Source organism: Brakhagea baltica (assembly GCF_052161605.1).
Taxonomy (GTDB): Bacteria; Planctomycetota; Planctomycetia; order Pirellulales; family Pirellulaceae; genus JBKCUI01.
Genome location: NZ_CP197409.1, coordinates 1,308,922 through 1,332,698 on the forward strand (window position 1 = coordinate 1,308,922; position 23,777 = coordinate 1,332,698).

The 23,777-nt window shown below is 52.4% G+C and carries 13 protein-coding genes and 1 riboswitch; of the genes, 6 read left to right on the plus strand and 7 right to left on the minus strand.

What is annotated here, in order from left to right; translation table 11 throughout:
- Positions 1 to 339 precede the first annotated feature (339 nt).
- The gene (gene tkt, locus SH449x_RS05185) at positions 340 to 2,391 is read right to left on the minus strand and encodes a transketolase (RefSeq protein WP_482380259.1); all 2,052 of its coding nucleotides are present in this window, start codon (positions 2,389 to 2,391) and stop codon (positions 340 to 342) included.
- 176 nt (positions 2,392 to 2,567) lie between these two features.
- Between tkt and SH449x_RS05190 the strand changes: the two genes are divergently transcribed.
- From SH449x_RS05190 to SH449x_RS05210, 5 genes are all read left to right on the plus strand, one after another.
- The gene (locus SH449x_RS05190) at positions 2,568 to 3,992 is read left to right on the plus strand and encodes a class II fumarate hydratase (RefSeq protein ID WP_482380260.1); all 1,425 of its coding nucleotides are present in this window, start codon (positions 2,568 to 2,570) and stop codon (positions 3,990 to 3,992) included.
- A 191-nt stretch (positions 3,993 to 4,183) separates the two neighbouring features.
- On the plus strand, positions 4,184 to 5,134 hold the full coding sequence (locus SH449x_RS05195; RefSeq protein ID WP_482380261.1) for an alpha/beta hydrolase: 951 nt from the start codon (positions 4,184 to 4,186) through the stop codon (positions 5,132 to 5,134).
- Positions 5,135 to 5,403: 269 nt separating this feature from the next.
- A riboswitch (glycine riboswitch) is annotated at positions 5,404 to 5,518 on the plus strand.
- Positions 5,519 to 5,835: 317 nt separating this feature from the next.
- A complete protein-coding gene (gcvP, locus tag SH449x_RS05200) occupies positions 5,836 to 8,688 on the plus strand; it encodes an aminomethyl-transferring glycine dehydrogenase (protein WP_482380262.1) in 2,853 nt (950 codons plus the stop codon).
- A 60-nt stretch (positions 8,689 to 8,748) separates the two neighbouring features.
- A complete protein-coding gene (locus SH449x_RS05205) occupies positions 8,749 to 10,638 on the plus strand; it encodes a phosphoenolpyruvate carboxykinase (GTP) (protein ID WP_482380263.1) in 1,890 nt (629 codons plus the stop codon).
- Positions 10,639 to 11,127: 489 nt separating this feature from the next.
- Positions 11,128 to 12,393 carry an NAD(P)/FAD-dependent oxidoreductase gene (locus SH449x_RS05210; protein WP_482380264.1) on the plus strand — a complete coding sequence of 422 codons (1,266 nt, stop codon included), beginning with the start codon at positions 11,128 to 11,130 and terminating at the stop codon, positions 12,391 to 12,393.
- A 133-nt stretch (positions 12,394 to 12,526) separates the two neighbouring features.
- On the opposite strand, the gene SH449x_RS05215 is transcribed toward SH449x_RS05210, so the two are convergent.
- The 5 genes from SH449x_RS05215 to SH449x_RS05235 form a co-directional block, all read right to left on the minus strand.
- Positions 12,527 to 13,414, minus strand: coding sequence for a hydroxypyruvate isomerase family protein (locus SH449x_RS05215; protein ID WP_482380265.1), 888 nt, complete (start codon positions 13,412 to 13,414; stop codon positions 12,527 to 12,529).
- Positions 13,415 to 13,472: 58 nt separating this feature from the next.
- The gene (locus SH449x_RS05220; RefSeq protein WP_482380266.1) at positions 13,473 to 14,639 is read right to left on the minus strand and encodes an NHL repeat-containing protein; all 1,167 of its coding nucleotides are present in this window, start codon (positions 14,637 to 14,639) and stop codon (positions 13,473 to 13,475) included.
- A 153-nt stretch (positions 14,640 to 14,792) separates the two neighbouring features.
- On the minus strand, positions 14,793 to 18,242 hold the full coding sequence (locus SH449x_RS05225; RefSeq protein ID WP_482380267.1) for an efflux RND transporter permease subunit: 3,450 nt from the start codon (positions 18,240 to 18,242) through the stop codon (positions 14,793 to 14,795).
- Positions 18,243 to 18,245: 3 nt separating this feature from the next.
- A complete protein-coding gene (locus SH449x_RS05230; RefSeq protein ID WP_482380268.1) occupies positions 18,246 to 19,457 on the minus strand; it encodes an efflux RND transporter periplasmic adaptor subunit in 1,212 nt (403 codons plus the stop codon).
- A gap of 775 nt (positions 19,458 to 20,232) precedes the next feature.
- The gene (locus tag SH449x_RS05235; RefSeq protein WP_482380269.1) at positions 20,233 to 21,411 is read right to left on the minus strand and encodes an FtsX-like permease family protein; all 1,179 of its coding nucleotides are present in this window, start codon (positions 21,409 to 21,411) and stop codon (positions 20,233 to 20,235) included.
- A gap of 198 nt (positions 21,412 to 21,609) precedes the next feature.
- Between SH449x_RS05235 and SH449x_RS05240 the strand changes: the two genes are divergently transcribed.
- Positions 21,610 to 21,765 carry a hypothetical protein gene (locus SH449x_RS05240; RefSeq protein ID WP_482380270.1) on the plus strand — a complete coding sequence of 52 codons (156 nt, stop codon included), beginning with the start codon at positions 21,610 to 21,612 and terminating at the stop codon, positions 21,763 to 21,765.
- 88 nt (positions 21,766 to 21,853) lie between these two features.
- Here the strand turns inward: SH449x_RS05240 and SH449x_RS05245 are convergent, their stop codons facing one another.
- Complete coding sequence (locus SH449x_RS05245) at positions 21,854 to 23,608, minus strand: YeiH family protein (RefSeq protein ID WP_482380271.1); 1,755 nt, start codon at positions 23,606 to 23,608, stop codon at positions 21,854 to 21,856.
- Between the last annotated feature and the right edge of the window lie 169 nt (positions 23,609 to 23,777).

A 23,777-nucleotide genomic window follows, 5' to 3' on the forward strand; every position in this document is an offset into this window, starting at 1 on the left:
GTTTCAGAACGAGCGCAGGCAAATTTAACTTCCGGGGATAATTCCCGAAAATAGACGGTTCGTCTTAGTGGTCTGATTTGCCGTTCTCTTAATCTTTTCTGGATAGGATTTGCAATCGTTCGGATCGGGGCTCAAGCGAGCCGTTAGACACCGAGTTCGAGCATTTTATCGCCCCGAATTCGATCGTCCGCTCTCCAATGAGTTCATCTCAGTGACAGCACGACTAACAAGCTAGCCACGATGCCTACCCCTTAGCTGACACCCTCGATCATTCAAAAGTACCTCTATTTTGAAAATCAAAATACATCCGTCGGCCCTCTACAGCCATACCAAGCAAACTTATCCGCCGATCTGCGATTTTGCCTGCAACACAATGTTTGCCGACGTAATTCCAAAGTGCTCGTACAACAAATTAAACGGTGCAGAAGCCCCAAAGCTCGACATTCCGACAAAGCTACCCTTCACCCCAAGGTACTTGTCCCAGCCTTGTCGAATCCCTGCCTCGCAAGCTACCCGAGCGGTGACACTGCTCGGCAATACCGACTCGCGGTACGCTTCTGGCTGCTCGTCAAACAGCTCCATACATGGCATCGAGACGAGGCGCGACTTGATGCCCGCCGCTGTCAATTCCTCATGAGCCTTGATTAAAATCGGAATCTCGCTTCCTGTTCCCATCAAGATGACTTGAGGCACTCCCTCGCAATCCGCCAAAACGTAACCACCCTTCTCACATCCCGCAGCATCACCCATCGTGCTGCGGTCCAGAGTAGGAACGTTCTGACGCGAAAGTACCATCGCCGATGGATTCTTCTTGAGCTGCATCGCTGCTCGGTAACAGTAAAGCACTTCGTTCGCATCGCCAGGCCGAAACACATATAGACCTGGGATCGCTCGGCATGCGGCCAAATGCTCAACTGGCTGGTGGGTCGGTCCGTCTTCTCCAAGTCCAATCGAATCATGAGTCAAAACATATAAGACTGGTTGATGCATGATGCTGCTCAATCGCATCGATGGTCGCATATAGTCTGTGAAAACAAAGAACGTAGCACCGTACGCACGCAAACCGGACAAACTCATGCCGTTGAGAGCAGCCGCCATACCGTGCTCGCGGATGCCGAACCGCATGTTCCGCCCTGCAAAGTTCGAGGCGGAGAAGTCACCTTGTCCGTCGAGCAACGTCATCGTCGATGGAGCCAAGTCGGCTGAGCCACCAATCAAGGCGGGTAGGTGCGGCGCTAACATGTTAAGAACCTTGCCACTGCTGACGCGTGTCGCCAGCCCCTTGGGATCGGCCGCGAACGGCTTGAGACCAGCGTCCCAACCCGATGGCAATTCCCCAGAAACGATCCCCTCGATTTCCGCAGCTTCTTTCGGAAACGCCTTGGCATACTCCGCAAATTGCCCGGACCACTTTGATTGCAACTCGCCACCACGTTTGCCCATGGTGTCGGCAAAGGCCTTTGTAGCGGCCTCTGGAACCAAGAACTTCTCGTTCTCCGGCCAGCCATATGCTTGCTTGGTCAACTTGATCTCATCGTCGCCTAGTGGAGCTCCGTGTGCACCGTGCGTGTTTGCCTTGTTCGGCGAACCAAAGCCGATGACCGACTTTACCACGATCAATGTTGGCTTGTCCGTCGTCGCTCGGAAAGTCTCGAGAGCCTTCTTCAACGCATCCAAATCGTTTGCGTCAGCTACCGATACGACGTTCCAGCCCAAGCCACGGAACTTCTCTGGCATGTTTTCGCTGAAAGCCAGGTCGGTATGCCCCTCGATGGTGATGCCGTTGTCATCGTAAATCCAACATAGATTCGAAAGCTTTAAGTGCCCTGCCATCGAAGCAGCTTCGGTGGCAACTCCCTCCATCAAGTCTCCGTCTCCGCACAAAGCGTAGACGTTATAGTCGAACAACGTATAACCAGGCTTGTTGTATTTGGCTCCCATATGCTTGCTCGCAATGGCCATTCCCACCGAGTTCGCAATACCTTGCCCCAAAGGTCCCGTCGTGGTCTCGATACCAGCCGCATACCCATACTCAGGGTGACCCGCACATGGGCTATGCAATTGGCGAAACTTCTTGAGGTCATCTATCGTGAGGGAAGGTTCCGCTGTTGGTTTGCCAGAAGCATCCAGTTTGCGAATCCCGGCTAAGTGAATCAACGAATAAAGAAGCATCGAGGCATGCCCGCAAGACAGCACGAAACGATCGCGATTCGGCCACAATGGCTGCGCAGGATCGTAGTTCATCGCTTCGGTCCAAACTTGGTAAGCCACCGGAGCCAATGCCATCGGTGTGCCCGGGTGACCACTATTGGCGGCTTGGACCCCGTCCATGCTCAAAGTGCGAATGGTATTGATCGCTAACTGCGTCGCGCTGAGTGCCGGTGCATTCATGGTGGCTTTATGACCTCTGCTTATTTTGGGCTCAAGAAAAGTGATTGATATGATCAGACGAAAGGGTAACCCTTTTTGGATTGAGCTGCAACGGCTAGAAAGCTCCCCCATTGCTCTGTTAGAATCCCTGCTCGAACAATCGTTAGATTCCTCGTGGATATGAAGAAAGCGTGAACATGGCCGAATTTAGAACAGAAGTGGACTCGATGGGCGAGGTTCAGGTACCAGCCAACGCCTATTACAGTGCTCAAACCCAGCGAGCGGTCGAGAACTTCCCCATCTCGGGGTGGCAGCTTCCAGTACCTTTGCTGCGTGCCATGGGGCGTGTGAAGCTAGCGTGTGCAGTCGCCAATCACGACCTCGGTAAGCTGACTGGGACCGGAAAGAATCCGCTCAACGAAGAGCAAGTCTCGGCCCTCAAGACCGCTTGCCAAGAGGTCATCGATGGCAAAATGGACGGCGAGTTTCCCATCGATGTCTTCCAGACAGGCTCGGGAACCTCGAGCAATATGAACGTCAACGAAGTCATCTCGAACCGAGCCATCGAGATGATGGGCGGAGATCGATTCTCCAAGGTGAAACCAATTCACCCCAACGATCACGTCAACATGGGGCAAAGCACGAATGACACTTTCCCAACCGCGATCCATGTCGCCACGGCAGTCGAAATTCACAATACGCTGCTTCCACAACTCAAGCGGCTCCACGAGTCGCTCAGGGACAAGGCTGCGAAGTGGGACAAGGTAATCAAGATCGGACGAACACACCTCATGGACGCCACTCCGCTCCGTCTCGGACAAGAGTTTGGCGGCTTTGCGCGACAGATCGAGCTATCGATTGGCCGAGCAGAACTCGCAGCAAAAGCGGTTTACGAACTACCAGTTGGCGGGACTGCCGTTGGTAGCGGCATCAACACCCATCCAGAATTCGGGGCGCGAGTGGCTGCCTCGTTGCAATCGCAAACCGGTATTCCATTCGTGGAAGCGGTCGATCACTTCGAAGCCAACGCACAGCGCGACGGATTGGTAGACAGCCACGGCTACATCAAGACGATTGCGATGACCCTTTTCAACATCTCGAACAACATTCGTTGGCTTGGCTCCGGACCTCGCTGCGGCTTCAACGAAGTGATCCTACCCGACCGCCAACCAGGTTCGTCGATCATGCCGGGTAAGGTGAATCCGGTTATGTGCGAAAGTATGATGCAGTTGACGGCACGCGTCATGGGTAACGACACCACCATGACCATGTGCGGCGCATCGGGCGGTAATTTCCAGCTCAACATCATGATGCCAGTCATGGGGCACGCGATGCTCGAAAGCTTGATGCTCCTGTCAAACGGAATCAGTGCCTTTATCGAGTTCTGCATGGACGGGCTCGAAGCCAATCCAGAAGCCTGCGAAGCCGCCGTTGAGCAAAGTTTGTCGATGGTTACCAGCCTTAATCCGTACATTGGCTATGAGAAAGCTGCTAAACTTACCAAAGAAGCGTTTGCCTCCGGTAAGACGATTCGCGAACTATGCCTGGAACAAAACGTGCTTCCGAAAGAGACGCTCGACAAAGCACTCGATCCATTTGCGATGACCGAGCCACAAGCGTAAGTCCCAACTGGTAAGAAATTTTTCCTTTGTCACCTCGTTCATAGCACGCACAGTTCTCGTTAGCTAACCTCCTTTTGGAGGATAGCTAACGCTTTCACCCTCCCTTTGGGAGGGTCGAGCGAAGCGAGGGGAGGGAAAAGTGCTTCTTGAAAACCAGCCTCATCCCCCCTCTTCAGAATAGGTATCGAGCTATGGATCTCACAAATGATGTCGCAAGAATCAGCAACGTTAACCGCTGGTTGCTGACATCGCTGTTTATGTTCCTTCTAAGCCTCAGCACTCTGCTGACTAATTCTCAACGAATGCTGGGTGCCGAAGTGAGATCCCTCACGGTAAAGCTCTGGGAAGACGGTGCTCCCGGTGCTCTTGGAAATGATCCTAAAGACGTTCCGATGGCCATTGTTCACTTACCTCCGTCGAGCAAACCAACCGCTGCACTGGTGATCTGTCCTGGCGGTGGCTATGGTGGGTTAGCGATGGGGCACGAGGGGACCGAGATTGCCAAGTGGGCGAATGATCAAGGTATGGCGGCCATTATTTGTGATTACCGTCATCGTGGTAAGGGCTACGGGCATCCGGCACCTTTGCAAGATGCACAGCGAGCTATTCGCATAGTTCGCGCCAATGCAACGGATTGGAACATTGATCCGAATCGAGTTGGCATTCTCGGGTTCTCCGCCGGCGGGCATCTGGTTTCCACGGTCCTGACTCGATTTGATTTGGGGGATGCGAATAGCGATGACCACATTGCCAAACAATCGAGTCGCCCAGACTTTGGAGTGATGGCCTACCCGGTCATTCTCTTTGGACATCCGCGAGGACATCGAGGTAGCGAAGTCAATCTCCTTGGGGCAGATGCGAGCAAAGAGGAGCTCGTCCCCTTTCAAAGCGACTTGAACGTCACTAAGGAAACCCCACCAACATTCTTGTTTCATACTCAGGAGGACACTGCAGTTCCACCTGAAAACGCTTTGGCCTTTTACACAGCCATGGTCAAGAACGGGGTGCCGGGTGAGTTGCACATTTATGAGAAGGGACGCCATGGCGTGGGACTAGGTCGCGACATCGCAGGCACACGCGACTGGTCTGATGCACTTGCAAGATGGCTGCTCGCAAGAAACGTCATCTCTCCCAAAGACTAACGGCTCGGAAGCCCATTCTGGCTCGAAATTTTGCCACCAAGGGCAAAGCCAACGGAAAAAGCGCACTGGCAACGCCCTGCGTCCGGGTGGCTCGCTCTGAGAAACGAAGGGCCTGATTGAGCTACCTGCGAATCGCCATGATGGGCCACCTTGGAAACCTCATCGCAGGGCATTGCCCATGCGGATAAACAATTCTCACCTCACGGACCGAAATATGACGGCTACGGTTGCGGGATGCTTGATTAGCACCTAAACTGTTCTATACGGTTTTAGAGAAATCGGGAGAGAATTGGTCGGGAGGGGGTAAAGCTCTGACCAGATCCAATCGCCGAAGGCGCAATATTGACCCAGAATCGCTCAGGCCTCAAGAACTGTTTTCTTATCGACCGTCTCTGGAGAGTGATCGCGTAGGTACGTTTCCTCCCTATCGGAACTAAAGTCCCGAGCGGCAGGAATCCAGCCTGCCCGATCCACCGAAGGGGAAAGATCCCTCTCCCGGATCAATATCTCTCAGGTAAATGGACAGAGGGGCAAGCGTTCCTGACACTTTCAGACTTACACACTCAGACTTGATGGCACAGTGACTTCCGCAGAATCAATCGCGGTTCTCCACAATGCTCCCACTAAGTCACAGTGCTCCCATTAAGTCGGTATTAGTGTCGGTTTTTCGTCGATTTGAATCGCTTACCTGAGGTCGTTCCATGTCTAGTCTGAACAAGCCCCTGTCGTCTTTCGTTTCTCGCCACATCGGGCCTCGCGACTATGAGATTCGCGAAATGCTTACCTTGCTCGGGTACGAGTCCCTCGACCACCTGACCGACACGGTCATTCCCAACAATATCGCGTTTCGCGACCGGCTCGACATCTCCCAAGGTGTCAGCGAAGAAGAAGCCCTTGCCGAGCTGCGAACCATTGCCTCGAAGAACATCGTCCTCAAGAGCCTCATTGGACAAGGCTATTACGGTACTCACACGCCCAAGGTGATTCTGCGAAACGTTCTCGAGAATCCAGCTTGGTACACGGCGTATACTCCCTACCAACCAGAGATTTCCCAAGGCCGTCTGGAAGTGCTGTTTTATTTTCAAACGATGGTTTGTGAATTGACCGGCATGGATGTTTCCGGTGCCTCGCTTCTAGACGAAGGAACCGCAGCCGCAGAAGCAATGACTTTGTGCCGACGCAGCAGTCGCAAGTCCGGTCAAAAATTCTACGTCGCCACCCAATGCCATCCTCAAACCATTGAAGTCATCGAAACCCGCGCCAAACCACTTGGCATCGAGATCGTGCGGTTCGACCAGAACGATACCGAGCAGGATTGGCAGAACGCGTTCGGCGTTCTTTTCCAGTATCCCGCCACCGATGGTTCTATTCGCGATTTGAGCAAGCACGTCGCGGCAGCTCACTCGCACGATTGTTTAGTCGTGATGGCAACCGACCTGTTAGCGTTGACCATCATGAAGTCACCAGGAAGCATGGGAGCCGATATCGTTGTCGGAAACGCACAACGCTTCGGTGTACCCTTTGGTTTCGGAGGTCCGCATGCTGCGTTCCTGGCGGCTAAGGATGCACTCAAGCGAACTCTTCCAGGTCGACTTGTAGGACAATCGATCGATTCGCACGGAAAGCCCGCCTACCGGCTTGCTTTGCAGACACGCGAACAGCATATTCGCCGCGAAAAAGCCACCTCGAACATTTGCACCGCACAAGCCCTGCTAGCGATCATGTCGACGTTGTATGCTTGTTATCATGGCCCGCAAGGTCTGCAATCCATCGCTCGGCGTGTAAGCGCCCAGGCTGCATTGCTCCTAAGAGGCATTCGTTCGGCGGGCTGGAACGTGATCGCCGAGAACGTGTTCGATACGCTTGTGGTTGAGACCGGGGCGAAAACACTTGCGATTCATGAGCAAGCGCGAGCAGCTGGCTACAATCTGCGGGAATATGATGACTCGCACGTGGGAATTGCCGTCGACGAGACCACCACCCATGCAGATCTAACGCAAATCGCGAAGCTGTTTAACGCGACTATCTCATGCGAACTCGATTCGGATAGCAACGCCATTCCGAGCGAATTGCATCGGGATGATTCTTATATGTCGCAACCGGTCTTCCACAGGTATCGTAGCGAAACGGAGATGATGCGGTACCTACGTCGATTGTCCGAAATGGATATCGCGCTTGATCGGGCTATGATTCCTCTCGGTTCCTGCACCATGAAACTCAACTCAGCTGCCGAAATGACCCCGGTGACTTGGCCTGAGTTTGGAAACATGCATCCCTTTGCACCAGCCGATCAATGCGAGGGCTATCGCGAGATGATTGCATCGTTGGAGGCCATGCTGTGCGAAGTTACAGGTTACGATGCGATATCGTTACAACCCAACGCAGGTTCGCAAGGTGAGTATGCCGGACTGCTTGCCATCAAAGCCTATCACGAGTCTCGCGGGGACATGGACCGCAACATCTGCTTGATCCCCAGCAGCGCCCACGGCACGAATCCCGCTAGCGCTCAAATGGCAAACATGAGCGTCGTTGTCGTTAAATGCGACGAGTATGGGAACGTCGACTTGAACGATCTCGATGCCAAAATCGCAGCTCACCCAAACCGGGTCGCGGCAATCATGATCACGTACCCTTCGACGCACGGCGTTTTCGAGGAAGTAGTCACCGAGGTTTGCGAAAAGGTGCACGCAGCCGGCGGACAAGTCTATATCGATGGGGCGAATCTCAACGCTCTCGTGGGAGTTGCCAAGCCGGGCAAGTTCGGCGGCGACGTTTCGCACTTGAATTTGCATAAGACATTCTGCATTCCTCACGGTGGTGGTGGTCCTGGTGTTGGACCGGTTGGGGTACGCAGTCATCTCGCTCCGTTCTTGCCCAAGGATGGAGTCAACGCCGATCGAACCGGACCCAAGGTAAGCTCCGCTCCGTTTGGCAGCAGCAGCATCCTCCCCATTTCGTGGATGTACATTAGGATGATGGGTGCAGAAGGCTTGAAAAAGGCGACTCAGGTAGCGATTCTGAATGCCAACTACATAGCCCATAAACTGAAGAAGAATTACTCGATTCTTTATACAGGTCACCGCGGTCTGGTCGCGCACGAGTGCATTATCGATACCCGTCCGTTGGGAGCTCACCATGTCAGTGTTGAGGATGTGGCCAAGCGACTAATCGATTACGGATTCCATGCACCTACCATGTCGTTCCCGGTTGGAGGCACTCTCATGATCGAGCCAACCGAGAGCGAATCGCTGCAAGAACTGGATCGCTTTTGCCGAGCCATGAATGCGATTTTTGCAGAATACGAAAAGGTTCGAGATGGACACTGGCCTGCGGAAAACAATCCACTTCACAATGCTCCCCATACGCTCGAATCGATACTAGAGGGAAACGAGCTCCCTTATTCACGTCGCGAGGCGGTGTGTCCTGACGTAGAAGCGAATTATGCTGTCAAATATTGGCCACCTGTTGGTAGAGTCGACAACGTTTTCGGCGACCGGAACCTAGTTTGCTCATGTCCTCCGGTGGAAAGCTACGCGGCAGACGCGACAAACTAGACTTGGCAGTTGGGCTCATGAAAAATCAGTCCGGCGTTATAATATGCGTCCTGATTCCGATTGAGCCCTTTTTATTTTCCGGGTACGTTTTCAAGCGACTGGAAACGTTCGCATCAGCCTCCTTATCCCAAACAGACACGACAAACCACGATGACAACGCAAACTTCCGCACACGCTAAACTTAACGAGTGGGTCGAAAAGACGAGTCAGTGGTGCGAAGCGGCGGACGTGGTTTGGTGCGACGGGTCGGAACAAGAATGGAACCGCCTTACGGAATTGTTGGTCTCCCAAGGGACGTTCCTCCGGTTAAACCCTGAGAAGCATCCCAATTCGTTTCTGGCTCGCAGCCATGAATCGGATACTGCACGGGTCGAGGATCGGACGTTTATCTGCTCACTGCGAGAAACCGATGCTGGGCCGACCAACAATTGGCGTGACCCCAAGGAGATGCGAAACCTTCTCAAGGATAAGTTTCGAGGCTCCATGAAAGGCCGGACCATGTATGTCGTCCCGTTTTGCATGGGACCTCTCGACAGCCCGCTGGCCTTGATCGGAGTTCAGCTGACCGATTCCCCCTATGTCGTTGTCAGCATGAAGATCATGTGCCACATGGGGACCAAGGTGCTCGAGAAGCTCGGGGATTCGGGGGGGTACATCCCATGCTTGCACTCGGTCGGGGCTCCTTTGGAGCTAGGTCAGGCCGATGAAGCGTGGCCATGCAATGACGAGAAGTATATCGTTCACTTCCCTGAAGCTCGCGAGGTCTGGTCGTTCGGCAGCGGGTACGGTGGCAATGCGTTGCTCGGAAAGAAGTGCGTTGCCCTGCGGATCGCTAGCTCGATTGCTCGCGATGCAGGATGGCTAGCTGAGCACATGCTCATTATGGGGATCGAATCACCAGATGGTGCCAAGACCTACTTAACCGCCGCATTTCCGAGTGCTTGCGGTAAAACCAATTTGGCCATGATATTGCCTCCCGATCAGTATCGCGAAAAAGGTTGGAAAACGACCTTGGTTGGCGACGATATCGCTTGGTTGTGGCCCGGCTCGACTGGCAAGCTGCATGCGATCAACCCTGAGACAGGATTCTTTGGTGTTGCCCCTGGAACTTCTTGGGAATCCAACCCCGGCGCGATGCAGGCCATGTCGGCGAATACGATTTTTACCAATGTTGCACTCACCGACGATGGCAGTGTTTGGTGGGAAGGACATTCGGATCCGCCAGCCCACTTAATCGACTGGAAGGGAGAGGATTGGACACCGGATTGCGGTCGATTAGCGGCTCATAAGAATGCTCGATTCACGGCCCCCGCAGGTCAATGTCCGAACATCGACCCACGGTGGCAGGATCCCGAAGGCGTGCCGATCGATGCCATCGTTTTTGGTGGCCGGCGTCCCACGACCATGCCTCTAATTTTCCAATCGTTTGACTGGACTCACGGCGTTTTCTTAGGCGCCACGCAAGGTTCAGAAACCACCGCTGCCGCAACCGGTGCGATTGGAACCGTCCGACGAGATCCGATGGCCATGCTCCCGTTCTGCGGATACGACATGGGAGATTACTTTGGACATTGGTTGGAGATGCGCAGAAAAATTCGCAGACTTCCTCGCATCTTTCACGTCAATTGGTTCCGCAAGGATACGAACGGCAAGTTCCTGTGGCCAGGCTTTCGGGAGAACTTGAGAGTTCTCGAGTGGATCGTGATGCGTTGCCAAGGAAGAGTGGCAGGCTACGAGACCCCGATCGGCTGGACGCCGGATTGGAAAGGGTTTTGCACCTCAGGGCTGGACGGATTTACTCGAGAAATGTTTGATGAAGTTATGAAATTTTCGCAGGAGGAGTGGCTTGCCGAGCTCACAAGCCAATCCGATTTGTTCCTGAAGCTCTACCACACCATGCCAAAAGAATTGATGTGCCAGAGAGAGCTACTTATGGCACGTCTTGTTTAAGCGATCGACACAAGAAATCTGCCGTAAGTCGTAGAAACAACGTCGCCCATAAATAATAGCGTAATGGCGCAAGCCATACGGCGACTCCCGCAATGCGTCAAACTCGTTAAAAGGCTACCCCATATCATCAAGCTCCAGTTATACTTTCAAACTCGTTACAAGGCTCCCGCCTTGTAACGCGCTGTCCCCGAGGCTCCTGCCTCGCGACATCAGCCGATCGGGCGATAGCCCCGGTTCCCTTCACCCGCCCCTCAGGGGAGGGTCGAACGTCAGTTCGGGGAGGGGGGACTCGGGCGGGTGAGCGAGATAACTGGCGAAGCTGATGGCCGGCGAGAGCGCAGAAGCCCTCAACGCAGGGCGATGCCCATGCGGTTTAACGAAATAGGAAAAAGGCTACCCCATATCATCTGGCTCCAGTTATACTTTTGCCTGAGACTCTCTAAGTTTTCTAATAACTCATCCACAAGCATAGAAATCACGAAGATCAGAATGGTTGGAAACGAACGCGGAAAGCTAGTCATTGTCGGTGGCGGTATCATCGGTTTGTCGACGGCCTACTTTGCCCAAGAAAAAGGCTGGGATGTGACGATTCTTGATCGCGGACAACCGAACTCCGATAGCTGTTCGCTCGGGAACTCCGGAATGATCGTCCCGAGTCATTTCATCCCCTTGGCCGCACCAGGCACTATGGGGCAGGCGCTGCGTTGGATGAAGGATCCCGAGTCTCCATTCTCTTTAAATCCTTCGCTGAGTTTGGATATGCTGAAATGGGGACTTCGCTTCTTCCTGGCTTCTACTAAGGCCCAGGTAGATCAAGCTGCTCCGCTCCTGAGAGACTTAAACCTCGCCTCGCGTGAGCTATATGTGAAATGGGCCGAGAGCGGAATCGATAGCGGATTGGTACAAAAGGGATTGCTCATGCTCTGCAATTCCAGCACGATGATGCACGAAGAAGTGCAATTAGCGTTGCAAGCTCAAAAGCTAGGAGTTCCGGCCGAGGTTTTCAATGCCGAACAGACAGCATCACTGGACCCGGATATCGACATGAATATCGAGGGGAGTGTTTACTATCCCAAGGATTGCCATCTGTCACCGGACGTGCTGCTGCAATCGTTACGCAAGAAGCTTGGGATTCGAGGTTGCCAATTCCTCTGGGGGCACCATGCAACCGACTTTGTGACCCGAGGGCGATCGGTTGTGGCTGTGAAGACTTCTCACGGGGAAATCGAAGGGGACAAGTTCGTCATTGCGGGAGGAGTTTGGTCTGATTCCCTCGTCAGAGCGATGAGGCTTTCTATCCCTATGTTGGCGGGCAAGGGTTATTCGTTGACATTGCCAACACCGGCACAGTTACCTTCCATTTGCTCCATTCTTTGCGAAGCGAAAGTGGCGGTCACACCGATGGGAAGCCGGCTCCGCTTTGGCGGGACAATGACAATCGGAAAGCCCGACAATATGATTTCGCCTGAAAAGCTCAATGGGATTAAGAAGAGTGTGGTTTCTTACTTCCCCAAGTTTTCCATGGACGACTTCCAAGGCATCGAGCCATGGGTTGGTTTACGACCGGTAACTCCGGATGGTCTGCCTTATATTGGCACCACCAAGGACTGGGATAACATAGCGATTGCTGCGGGGCATGCGATGATGGGCTTGAGTTTGGGGCCGATTACCGGTCAGCTAATCGCTCAATTGGTCAGTGATGAGCGAACATCGATCCCTGTCGACCGCCTAACCCCCGACCGTTACGCAGCCTAGAACCTGAATCTTTGTCCAGGTAAAAGGAACGCTCGCTAGTATACGCCAACGGCTTATGAGGCTCGCTACGGCTCGACTCGCTCAGTGACAGGTACTAAGCGAGATACAACCAACACTGCGTTGCACAACGCTGTTAAACCGTGCACTGGCGAATTGCATCCGCAAGTCCCTGTATGGGATCTCGCTTGGGAATAAATTCGTGGGCAAAATAGCCATCAAACCCCGTGTCAGCAATCGCCCTGGCGATCGGCGGGTAGAATAATTCTTGGGACTCATCTAGCTCATTGCGACCGGGGTTGCCAGCGGTATGGTAATGCCCAAAGTACTGATGATTCTTCTGGATCGTCCGAATTAGATCTCCCTCCATGATCTGCATATGGTAGATGTCGAATAGCAATTTGAAGTGATCAGAACCGACCTCTTTGCATAACTCAACTCCCCAATCCGAACGGTCACACATGTAGTCAGGGTGATCGACCCGGCTGTTGAGCAACTCCATGTTCAGAATGACATTCTTGGTCTTGGCTACGTCGACGATCTGCCGCAATGCTTTTGCACAGTTCTTCAAGCCCGTCTTGCGATCGATACCGCGCGCGTTCCCCGAAAAGCAGATAACATTCCTATAACCAACTGCCGATGCGACCTCGATCATCTCATTGATTTTCTTCAATGCCGATTCATGGTATTTCTCATCGCATAGACCGTCTGTAAGCGAATGCGAGGAGACCATCGTGCAGACAAGGTTATGCTTCTTCAAGGTCTCGAAATCATCCGGCCCAAGCAGATCAATCCCGACCAAACCCAACTTAACTGCCGCCTGGCACAATTCCTCGAGGGACATATTGCCAAAACACCAACGACAGACCGATTGGTTCAGCCTGCCTGGCGTGAGCGACGATTCGTTGATGAGACCAGCTGCGGTGGGGCTGGCATCGGCTCGTGATACGGCGAGAGCAGAAGCGGCCGCTCCTGCGGCTATTCCAAAATGCCTTCGATTTAGTGACTTGCTTGGTTTTGACATGGTGATGTGACTATTGAAAAAGAGGAGAGGTAAGGATTAATCGTATTTGACTACGATCTTACGACTGCTTGACGAGCTTGGAAATTCGTCCGGTTTGCACCCACTCGGCAACGTAAATATTGCCCTTGAGGTCGAAACATGCGTCGTGTGGATGGACAAATCTACCTTGCTCCCAAGCTGACTCGTCCTGGCGAATTTTGAAACCACTATCGGCTTCGATTCTTTCTACATCAGAACCGAGCGTAGCCACAACTTTATAGTCTTTGTCGAGCAAGGAAACGCGGGCTTTGAGCTCCGGCACCATAAAAAGATCCCCCTGCGAATCGACGTTCGCGGGTAAGCCAAAACCTGTAATGGTTCTGAGATAGGTCCCTTTGAGGTCGAACAACTGCAGCGTATTGTGAGCACGATCGGTTACAACGATTACAGGTGCGTTGGGATCGCGATCATCAATCCAAAGACCATGCGGAGTGTTGAATTTCCCCGTTCCATCTCCGGCACCACCAAACGCGCTGAGCCATTTTCCGTCCTTGTCGTAGTGGTGAATATAAAAGGCCCCGTAGCCATCCGCGAGAAAGAACTCGCCATTTGGCAAGAAAGCAAAATTGGTTGGCATGAATCGATCTCGGCCCCAAACCTGGGCGGGATTAGTCGCTTCATCGGGGTGATAGATCTTGGCTTCCGTCGGGGCACGCTTTTCCCAGATGACATCGCCTTTGAGGCTTAGCTTCGCAAACGATTTCACTTGCTGATAGGCAGCCACGTACAGGAACTGCTCTGTTCCCTCGGTTCGAACCTCGATCCCGTGTCCTCCACCTTGGAATTGATTTCCAAAAGCTCGGATAAACTTTCCGGTTTCATCGAACACGAAAATGGACGGATGGTCTTTCAGATTGGAACGGCCCTCATGGATTACGTGTAGATTGTTCTCAGCATCGACCGCAACGTTGTGTGTTGTCTGCCACGAAAATTGCGATGGTAGCTGCACGCACTGATGTTGGATTTCGTAGGCGTGCTCGTCGGTCCCTACCACGTTCTTTGCGAATGATCTACTCGTGATCAGATATGGAGCAGCGGAAACTCCTGCAATCGCCGTCGTCATGGTCTGGAGAAAGGATCGACGATGGGCTTGTGTTTTAAGGCCCGCAGTAGACACGACGGAATTTGTGTCTTTCGCAATTTCGCTAACATTCGAATCTTTTGGAGCAGGAGTACTTTTTCGCATGGTGGGAAATCCTGGAGAGTAGGGAATGCGGGTGGGATGTACAAACTGCCTATTAGCATACACGAAACGATAGACTCCGTGTTGCATTCTGACCAATCTCATATTTTTCACGCGGGCCAGGAACGAACTCGTCGGGGAGCATCTTCCGCGTGCTTATTCGCTGGGTTTTGCAGATCGGTTCAGAATCTGTTGCCACCAGCGTCGTCGCTTCGGTGCAGCACTAGGTCTGGTTAGCCCCTGGTTCGATTGCTCATCTCCTTTGGGAGTCTTAGCAAAGAACGAGCCCATCTTGTCGATCAACACGTAGAAAAGAGGTGTGAAGATTAATCCGAAAACCGTCACACCTAGCATTCCGTAAAAAACCGCCATTCCCAATGACTTGCGCATCTCAAAACCAGCACCTTTACCCAGCAAGAGTGGTAAAACCCCAAGAATAAATGCAAACGAAGTCATAAGGATCGGTCGCAACCGCACGCGGCATGCTTCGACCGCCGCAGCATAACGATCCGCCCCCTCCTGTTGCAATTGCTTAGCAAACTCAACGATCAGAATCGCATTCTTTGCGGCTAATGCAATCAGGACGATAAACCCAATCTGCGTAAAGATATTGATGTCGGACTTGTAGATCCACAAGCCCCCCAGCGCGGCCAACAAACACATAGGTACGATCAGCAGAATTGCCAATGGCATGGACCAGCTTTCGTACTGCGCGGCTAGCACCATGAACACAAACACAACCGCCAACGGAAACACCAGCTTGGTCAATAAATCACCGCTGACTTTGATCTGTTGTAATGCCAGTTCAGTCCATTCGAAACCCATAGTCTTGGGGAGTTCTCGATTCGCGATTCCCTCCATTAGTTGAATTGCATCACCCGATCCTAGGCCTGGTGCAGGATTGGATACGAAGTCAGCAGTCGGGTACATGTTGAATCGGTAGACGATGCCAGGGCCGGTGACGTCCCTTACATCGATGAGGGTGGCCAGTGGCACCATATCGCCCGATTGGTTTCGTACTTGCAGCCGTCCGATATCCGCTGCATTGGCTCGAAATTTAGCGTCTGCCTGCACGTTAACTTGCCAATTACGACCAAACCGGGTGATGTCATTCGCATAGGCTGCGCCCAGATAGATCTGCAAGGTTTGGAAAACATCATTTAGTGCTACACCTTCGGATTTTGCCTTTTCTCGATCGATGTCGATGTAGAGTTGCGGCTCGTTTGCGCTGTAACTGGAATAAGTCCCCGCGAGCCTTGGTTCCGCCGCACCGCTGACCACCAAATTCTCGATCGCCCCCTGCAACGCAGCTGGCCCGACACCCGCGCGATCTTGGACCTGCATTTTCATCCCGGCACTCGAAGCTAAGCCGTCGATCGGTGGAGCCCCTAGCACCACAATCTGTGCATCTTGAATAGTGCTCAGCTTCTTCTGAATCGACTGTATCAACGAATCGGCATACAGCTCAGGCTTTTTGCTTCGCTCCTCAAATGGCGAAAGGATGACAAACAAGCCTGCACTGTTCGAAGCGTTGGTGCTGGTCAAAATCGAAAAGCCAGGCACACTGACCGTATGCTCAATGCCCTCAGTCTGTAACAAAATCTCGTTGATTCGTCTCGTCACCTCCTCCGTCCGCTGCAAGCTGGCACCGTCGGGAAGCTTTGCATTGACGATCATGTAGCCTTTGTCTTGCGCAGGGATGAATCCAACCGGCGTTATCTCAAAGCCTTTGAACGTAAGGCCAATCAACCCCGCGTACAATACCACGAAAACGACACTGAGCTTGAGAACGCCAGCGACCCCTTTTCCATAGAGATTCGTCAACGCTTCAAAGACTCGGTTGAATACCACGAAAAAGGCTTGTAGGATCCGATTCACAAGTGGGTGGAGGAAAAGGCCACCAACAAATGCCGCCCCACACACAACCGCAAAAATAGTCCAGTCAAATGCTCTCCAAACAACTGGCTCGGCACCATGCCCTCCCGAACTCATCGGAATTCCAACGAAGTGGGCTGCTGTGGGAAAAAGAAATCGATAAACGAGATAAGCAGCGATAAGTCCCACCCCCCAGGTCGGAAGAGCTTCGCGAGGATGCCCCTCCTTGTGTGGTTTGATCAACGTAACGGCCCGCGCAGGTGCCATCGTCATAGCGTTGATAGCAGAGATGATGGTCGAGGCGGCAATCGTAAGAGCGAACTGCTGAAAAAACTGTCCTGGTATACCAGCAATAAAGATGGTGGGTAAAAAGACGGAGCTGAGTACCAAGGTGATCGCAATCACAGGGCCGGTGATTTCTTCCATGGCTTTTATAGTTGCTTCTCGGGCGGGCAATCCCTTGGCCATCCAACGTTCGATGTTTTCCACCACGACAATGGCATCATCCACCACGATCCCGATCGCGACCACCAAACCCAACATGGATAGATTGTTCAAGGAAAATCCGAGCCATTGCATTACCGCCAACGTCCCGATCAAAGAGACCGGTACGTCGATCATCGGCATCAATGTGGCTCGCCAATCTTGCAAGAATACGAGCACGACTATAAAGACCAACACAAAAGCTTCGAGCAAGGTCTTATACACTTCATGAACCGATTCCTCCACAAAGACGGTCGTGTCGTAAACGATGGCGTAGTCGACCCCCTCCTTGAATCGAAATTCTTTGAGCTCCATCATCTTTTCCTTGATGGAGTTCGCAGTAGTCAAGGCATTGGAGCCCGGCAGTTGAAACACAGCGATGGTCACACTGGGCTTGCCATCAAGCGCACTGCTCACATCGTAATTTCGTGCCCCCAGCTCCGTCCTTGCAATATCTCGTAGCTTAACGAATTCCGTACCGTTCCCTTTGACGACAATTTCATCGAACTCTTCGGGCTCGAGCAATCGCCCTTTGGTGCTGATTGCGAGCTGAAATTCTTGCCCTGGGTCGGCTGGTTCCTGTCCGATTCGCCCCGCAGCGACCTGTACGTTTTGCTCTCGCAAGGCGTTGAGCACGTCTCCTGCGGACAGATTTCTTGCCGCCAATTTTTGTGGATCGAGCCAAATGCGCATCGAATAATCGCGAGCTCCTAGCATGTTCACATCCCCCACCCCAGGGAGTCGCATCAATGCGTCGCGCACTTCGATCGTGGCAAAGTTGGATAGATAGAGCTGATCGTAAAGAGGATCGGTCGAGACCAAGTTCACTGCGAGTAGGATGCTAGGAGACTTCTTCTTGGTCGTGATACCTTGTCGTCGCGTTTCCTCCGGAAGTTTTGATTCTGCGATCGCAACTCGATTCTGAACCTGCACCTGCGCCTGATCGATGTCGGTTCCTAGTTCAAATGTCACGTCGAGCGACATGACACCATCGTTGGTGCATCGCGAGGACATATACAACATCCCTTCGACGCCGTTGACTTCTTGCTCTATTGGCGCAGCAACAGTGTCCGCTACCACCTGTGCATTGGCACCAGGGTAAACGGCGGTTATCTGAATCGTAGGAGGAGCAACTTCTGGATACTGAGCGACCGGCAATTGCATCAAGGAAATCCCTCCCAACATCACAATGATGATGGAAAGAACCGTCGCGAAGACAGGCCGATCGACAAAGAAACGTGCGAGCATGAGTTACTCCCTGACCGTATTAGCTAGCGACTCGCCCGTAACGGCATTGACTTTTCCACCGGGCCTAGCACGCTGAGTCCCGTTTACAATGACCCGGTCGGATGGATCTAGCCCAGACCGAATGACTCGCATGTTGCCTTCCAGTATACCTAGGCTTACATCACGCCTTTGCACAACACCATTCGCGTCCACAACGAGCAGGAACTTGATGCTTTGATCGCTTTGGATAGCGCGCTCGGGAACCAACAGGGATTCCGAAGGCTTCCCGAACGGAATCCTGACTCGAACGAAAAAACCGGGGGCAAAAATTCCATCTGGGTTTGGCAAAACAGCTCGAACTAACAGGGTCCCCGTATTGGGTCTAACCCGATTGTCGATAAAGTCCAAAACGCCTTCGTGAATGAAATCACTTTCATTCGACAAGGCTACCAAGACTTTTTGATTGATATCGCGAACGTGAGTAAACTGAACGCTTTCTCCTTGTTCACGGCGGAGCTCTCGGAATCGCAGCACCGCAGTTTCATCCACATCGAATAAAACGTGGATAGGGTCGACGCTAGCGATCGTCGTGAGTGGACTCGCATTGATTTGCGTCGAGGAAATTAAATTGCCAACCGTAACGTTGGCTTGACTCAAACGCCCGGAAATAGGAGCCTTGATGCTGCAAAACTCGAGATCCAGTTCTGCTTGGGCGAGCGCTGCTCCAGCCGCATTGACCTCGGCTACGGAATTGGATTGTTGTGTCGCTACTTCATCGAGATCTTGCTGAGAGACGGAGTTGGTCGCAGCGAGCGTTTTGTTTCGTTCGAGCGTTATGTTGGCGAGTTTAAGCTGGGATTCGGCTTGTTGAAGCCTGGCTGTCGCGTTATTAAACGCGAATAGGTAGGGCCGGTTATCGATCTCGAAGAGGGGCTCTCCCGCCTGAACTCCTTGTCCATCGGTAAAATGGATCTTGGTAAGGTAGCCTGTTACCCGCGCTCTAATCTCAACAAACTCAGGTGCCTCTGTCCGTCCGATGTATTCGTAAAATTCGGTAATTTGTCGCGATTCGGGGAGCTGGACTGTCACATCGGGCAAGGGTGCAGATACCGGCTCGATTTCGCGTGGGCTGCAACCTACGAAAGCGAGTAAGCAGAGCCAGCAAGCGGCAAGAACGCTTGTGAAGAGTTGACGATCCCCCCGATAACTAAAACACTTGATGACTATCTGCTTCATGAGCATGATGTGCTCCATTCCCGATCAAAAACCAAAAACTTAGGCCCAGCGCACCTGCTGGTTTCCTGGGTAACGCCCAGTGAGAAGAGCCCCCATTGAGCAGAGCCCCAGTGAGAAAAACTCCGCGAGAAGATTGGAGCACCTCAGGTTACCTAGAGCAAGATCCCTGATTTGTAAATTGACGGACGAAAGCTCATGAAAAATAGGTAGGATAGAGTGAGTGGGTAGTAAAACGACTCAGCGAAAAAGCTGCGCCACATGGATTTTAAGCCGATACGTCATGCCTATGGATAAAAAATGTCAGATCACAAATTTTTTGATGTTGACACATTCGTTCAGAATTGCGTATTCCGCTTTTACGTGAACCAATTACGGGCTCTGTCGTCGATCGAGGGTTTGCGGGAATACTCGATCGGCCTTCCTCCTGGGTTGGAGCAGCATAGAACCCACTCGATAGTTACTGGGTCGACTGTCGTCTTGGGTGCTTCACGATAGAGCTTAATACTGTGCATCGGGGCGAATTGCCATTCGCCCCGATGCCAGGACACAAAAGCCGAGCTGGATTTATCCAGCTCGGCTTTATTTTTTCTATTCGCACTTCTACATCGGCGCAAAGCCTTGTTACACCAAGAGGGAGAATCTTCGAGAATGATGGGGCTTCTGCCCTGGAGATCTCAGCGCAGGGCGATGCCCGTGCGGATAAACGATTTGTCAGACCTCTCCTACCTGTTCCACTACGATTGGCATCGCTGCACAACGCAGCCCTATTGATTTGCTATTTAAACAACGAAGCGGGGTCCGCAGAGATCAGTTTTCGAACAGCTAGTAGCCCACTAATGGTGCACATCAACAACGTTAGGCCAAATACGAGAACAAGCCGACCGGGCGTCAATCGCATCACCAAACCAGTCCATTCGGCCAAGAACATGTAGAGAAGCCCACTCAAGAGCCACCCAGGCAAAAAACCTATGATGCTCAGGTAAAGTGATTGCATGAATACGAAGCGCAAGAAGTATCCCGTGCCATACCCCATCGCTTTGAGCGTCGCAAACTCCGGAAGATGATCGGTGATATCGGTAAACAGAATCTGATAGCAAATGATAATACCCACGAACAATCCCATGATGGTACCGATGGTAAAGATAGCACCGATGGGAGTGTTCTTTTGCCAAAAGCCAATCTCGCGTTTGATAAGCTCGTCTTTCGACATAACCTTGACAGATTGTCCTAACACCAACGAAATACCCCGGACCGTCTGGGCTCGCTCGTCTACTGATAGGTCGGGAACTAATTTGATCAAGCCTAGGTCGACTGCATCTAAGGGGGCACCCTGTGGATTCCGAAACGGAAAGAAATGCTCAACGGCTCGATCCGTCATAACCAAGCTTCCGTCGTATACGAAATCGGTTCCAATCTCGACCCAGTCAACGAACCGGACTCGTTTTCCCGAAAGCTCAGCAACTTGTTCGTTTAACAGTTTTTGGTCCCGCTTCTCGAATCCGTACCTATCCTTACTTTTACGATCCACGAGTACATCGTCCGGCCGATTAAGTTTCTGGCATCGTTCATTCATCACCGGATCGACAAAGACGGTGCCATAACGCGGCACACCTATGGAGCGAATGGATCTAGAGGCAGATCCCATCACTCGAATATCCGCAAGCGAGCGATCAATATAGATCGGGTAGGCCGACTCGACTCCAGAAACCGAGCGTGTGCGATTCAGGATCTGGATATCAAATCTCTGCTCGCTAGGAATGGTGTACCGCGCGGGACTAAGTAATACGTAATCGGCATCTAACAAGCGAAGAATCTGGACAGCTGAATCGAAGAGACCATTCAAAAACCCTATCTGCATAAACATCAATACGACTGCAAAGCCTATCCCTGATGAAGCAAGGGCTAGCTTGGGAATTTTCGAAGTAGTATTCAGCCATGCGAGTGGGGTCTTCATGCACACAGTCTAACAGATGATCGGCGCCATGAACTAAATCCGCTTCCACATACTTTTTGAACCTCCCGCATATTCGGAACAACCCTTTCGATCGATACATCAACTCTGTCTGCATTCGCAGATTTCGTCGCAATTCGTGCTTTACGCGGCAAAGTGGAAACTACGTTTCGTTGCATCTTGTACGTAAGGGGAGCAATTGTGGACAACATTATCAAGCGAATCGGGACAGGTCTTGGCGACTTTTGGAGCTCACTCCTCTACAGCGTCGATCACATGACCCCCACCAACTGGGCAATATTCGGCGTGGTCAGCGTCGCGATCGGCTTCATGCTGCTTCGAACCCAGCGGTTCTAGCAACGATCAAAGCCTGCAACCGGTAGCTTGAATTCAGCCGGAAAGCAGAATAAGTACGGACTACTTGCCAATTCACCTGTTCACCCTCTCATTTTGCCAAGTTCTTGGCAACCTCGGCAAACGGGTAAGTGAAGACCCACCAAGCCATCAGCAAAGACAAGGCCAAATTGAACGCTTGACCGCACACGTAGAGAACAACCGGTTTCCCCGAGGCCAGCATAGGAGCATAAGCCCGGAAATTAGTGCCTAAACCAATGCTCACAAACGCTAAGCAAAAAAGCCACTCCCGAACAGGTTTGGAAACGCTCGTAACACTTTGAACAAACGCATTCCCAAGCAACCCCTGGGATGCTACCAATGACATAACCAAAGACACACCAATAAAGCCAAGCGTGAAGCGTGGGAATCGCTTCCAAATCTCAGATATCTTGGGTCTATCACCCGATTCCTTTTTCTCAACAAAACTGACCCAATAGGTCGCAACACCAAAGGCGATAGCCCCTATCAATACGTTCTGAATCATCTTGATGACCGCTGCCACATCCTTGGCCGGCCCACCCACCAACTCCCCAGCAGCCGCGACCGCCCCGGTCGAATCAATGGTCGCACCGATCCACGCACCACCGATGACTGGCCCCATACCCGATATGCGAATGATATACGGCTGAACCACGATCATGATCACCGTGAATATCAATGACAATCCGATCGCCAACGACAACTCTTCCTTCTTGGCTTTACAAGCTGCCGCGGTCGCTACTGCCGCAGAAACCCCACATACGGACATGTCAGCCGAAATGACCATGTTCAACGACCTGGATGGCATCTTCAAAATGTACTGTCCGAAGACATAAGTGCCGATCAATACGATGGGAGTCACGACCCACGAGATCAGAATGCCCGGTGCTCCCATGGCGAGTAGCTTGTTGAACAAAACCTCTGCACCGAGCAACACCAAACCGGTCTTGATATAAAGCTCCGTCACGGCAGCAGGAGCTAGCCATCGCGGAGTTCCAATAGTATTGCTAATGATCAGGCCAAGCAGCAGCGCCCAAAGCACGAACTCCAAATTGTATGTCCGAATCACCTCTTGACCTGCCAGAACATAAGCCAGAATCCCAAGAATAAAGACCCCTAGAAATCCTCGGCCAAACGCGATCGCAGATTGACCCGATAGACGCACCGCCATTCCAAATATAACAACAAATAGCACCGAGGCTCCCACTAGCCCGGTCAAGATCAACTGCCTCGACGGCTCCTTGCCGACATAAAATGCGTCGAGCGGGTTAGATACCCATTTTTCTGGTTTCGCGATCCAGTCCTTCAGCGGTTTGGGAGCTAGCTTGGCTTCATGTTTCGCAAGATTGGCATTGAGCTCCTTTTCACGGTCCTCAAAGTCCTCCGCCGTTGGGTCGAGCCGACGGATCAACTCTTTTGTGAGCGTGATATCCGCCTGAATATCCGCCGAATTGTCCGGTGACAAAATGAGCCAGCCGATCGCGCCGGTGAATAAGAAAAAGAGAGCGATACCAATCGATAAGTAGTCTTCGTGTTGGTACCACGCCCGCGATGGCGGCCCGTTGGGAGCCGAGGCGGTAGGGTATTGGTTCATGAGCAAAGTAAAAAACGAGTGAAAATTGGACAGTTCTCGGTGATCGCCAACGACTTCACCCTCCCAAAACACCGTTTGGGGAGGGTCAGCCCGCGAAAGCGTGGCTGGGGAGGGGGGCGATGCTTCGGTCGGATCACGATCGACGGCGTCCTGCCCTCCCCGGCAATCTCGCTTAAGGCTCGATTGCCGACCCTCCAGGTCGCTTCGCTGGGAGGGTGAAGACACGTTCACGGTGGCGATCACCGAGAAGTGTCGAAAATTTTTCTCTTTGGCAAACGGGGACCAAGTATAAGCTGGAACTCTGCTAACGCCACTACCCCAAAGTGATAGGTACGCGTTCGTCGTCTTTCAAAATCGTCCTAAGTCTACTAACATGGTGGGCGACCCGAATAGTTTATCG

Excerpts from the sequence above, each read along its gene's own strand:
- tkt (WP_482380259.1), bottom strand. The coding sequence starts at position 2,391 with ATGAATGCACCGGCACTCAGCGCGACGCAGTTAGCGATCAATACCATT.
- SH449x_RS05190 (WP_482380260.1), top strand. The coding sequence starts at position 2,568 with ATGGCCGAATTTAGAACAGAAGTGGACTCGATGGGCGAGGTTCAGGTA.
- SH449x_RS05195 (WP_482380261.1), top strand. The coding sequence starts at position 4,184 with ATGGATCTCACAAATGATGTCGCAAGAATCAGCAACGTTAACCGCTGG.
- gcvP (WP_482380262.1), top strand. The coding sequence starts at position 5,836 with ATGTCTAGTCTGAACAAGCCCCTGTCGTCTTTCGTTTCTCGCCACATC.
- SH449x_RS05210 (WP_482380264.1), top strand. The coding sequence starts at position 11,128 with ATGGTTGGAAACGAACGCGGAAAGCTAGTCATTGTCGGTGGCGGTATC.
- SH449x_RS05215 (WP_482380265.1), bottom strand. The coding sequence starts at position 13,414 with ATGTCAAAACCAAGCAAGTCACTAAATCGAAGGCATTTTGGAATAGCC.
- SH449x_RS05220 (WP_482380266.1), bottom strand. The coding sequence starts at position 14,639 with ATGCGAAAAAGTACTCCTGCTCCAAAAGATTCGAATGTTAGCGAAATT.
- SH449x_RS05225 (WP_482380267.1), bottom strand. The coding sequence starts at position 18,242 with ATGCTCGCACGTTTCTTTGTCGATCGGCCTGTCTTCGCGACGGTTCTT.
- SH449x_RS05230 (WP_482380268.1), bottom strand. The coding sequence starts at position 19,457 with ATGAAGCAGATAGTCATCAAGTGTTTTAGTTATCGGGGGGATCGTCAA.
- SH449x_RS05235 (WP_482380269.1), bottom strand. The coding sequence starts at position 21,411 with ATGAAGACCCCACTCGCATGGCTGAATACTACTTCGAAAATTCCCAAG.